Raw genomic sequence first — 1,442 nt, forward strand, 5'->3', positions numbered from 1 at the left:
GGAGCAATCCTGGAAGCGCTCGACTTGGGCCAGGGTGTTCCACCACAGGTAGGTGTGGCTTGCGGCGGGCGTCGATTATTACTATAGAGAAAGTGGCTGAGACAATGTTGACAGCCACTTATTTCGATGAATTTTGAAAGAGCGAGCGACAGATGGCGTTAGCTCACCTCACGTCCCGCCCCTATATCTGGTGGCCTATCAGGTCGTGGGTGAATTATTTTTTCTTAGACATTGCCAGATTGTTGTTAACCGGTTGATTTTCAGCAGCCGATTCGTATCGCCAAAAGCTAACAGGGAAATTCACCTTTGCGGTACAAATCAAGTAACCTCGCTACCCATTCACTCACATGTCCTTTTGCTATGGCCTCCCCAATCATTCCGATATCATCAGACACATAGCTTGCGGCTTCGGAATTTTGCGTTAGACGGAACACTTTCTTGAAAGAAAACTCTCTTAACGCTGAAATTTCCTTTTCATCAGTAGAGGTTTTATAGTCTAGTTTTTTCAAATACTCATTACTTTCAACCCACGACGCATCAAACTCCCCCCTATCTCTTTGGTCTAACGCCTCGTCCCAGTCTTTAACAGCCAAAGCAACCACTTCAAAAAAATCTTCTTCATGGATTAAAATCGATAGCTCTTTTATAGATTCACTAGTCATCTCAAGCCACTCTCTCTCAGCCAGTTCTCAATAAGGTCTACTGCCGTACGCGGTGTCACGTTTTCACCTAAGACATGCGTTCCATTAGGTGAAACCACATCAACCTTTATATGATCCATATTTTCATATGCTTTTCTGTAAGCCGCAAACAATTCATCATCTGTTCCTGAAAAATCACCTTGGCGGGGCCCGATATGAGGTCGCTCAGCTTCATGCAAAAGCCAATGTGAATGCTCTGGATTTTTTCCACGTGGAAATATGGTTGGTCTAGTCTTATCAGATCTTGCAATCTCAAATGGTCGACCTACTGACTTTCGCACAGCGGGGACATGGTGCCCCGATTTACTGACTCCCATACCCTTTGTTTCACACCACCCCCACGGGTCGATCCTAGAAAAAGGATTCGACAAATAACCATAAAGATTGTGCCCACCCAACAACCCTATCGGATCCTGCGTTACAAACCGCCCCACCTCCGGATCGTAATACCGAAACGTGTTGTAGTGCAGCCCCGTCTCGTCATCGAAATACTGCCCCTGAAACCGCAAATTCTGCTCGATGTCATTGACCGCCAGCTTTTCAACCGCCCCCCAAGCCTTGTACGTCGCCTGCCAGACAATGCTCCCGTCCGCGTCCGTCATCTCCAGCGGCGTACCAATCTGATCAGTATGGAAGTAATAAAGCTGCTGCTCTTCACCCTCTGCCTGATCCACCCGCGCCAAGGGCGCATAACTCCCCGGCTCATACAGGTACAGACTGCTCTGCCCCGGTCGCTCCTCA

General features: G+C 48.0%; 2 protein-coding genes. Both read right to left on the bottom strand.

Features of this window, described 5'->3' with window-relative positions; all coding sequences use genetic code 11:
* Positions 1-287: 287 nt before the first annotated feature.
* A complete protein-coding gene (locus ACM6I6_RS22595) occupies positions 288-662 on the bottom strand; it encodes a hypothetical protein (protein WP_046820288.1) in 375 nt (124 codons plus the stop codon).
* A partial coding sequence (locus tag ACM6I6_RS22600) for an RHS repeat domain-containing protein (protein ID WP_414920737.1) occupies positions 659-1,442 on the bottom strand: 784 nt, incomplete at its 5' end. The genes ACM6I6_RS22600 and ACM6I6_RS22595, both read right to left, overlap by 4 nt.

The organism is Pseudomonas sp. IT-P218 (genome assembly GCF_949767605.1).
GTDB lineage: Bacteria > Pseudomonadota > Gammaproteobacteria > Pseudomonadales > Pseudomonadaceae > Aquipseudomonas > Aquipseudomonas putida_AE.

What these genes read in the sequence shown, in the direction of transcription:
- ACM6I6_RS22595 (WP_046820288.1), bottom strand. Translation starts at nt 662, where the DNA reads ATGACTAGTGAATCTATAAAAGAGCTATCGATTTTAATCCATGAAGAA.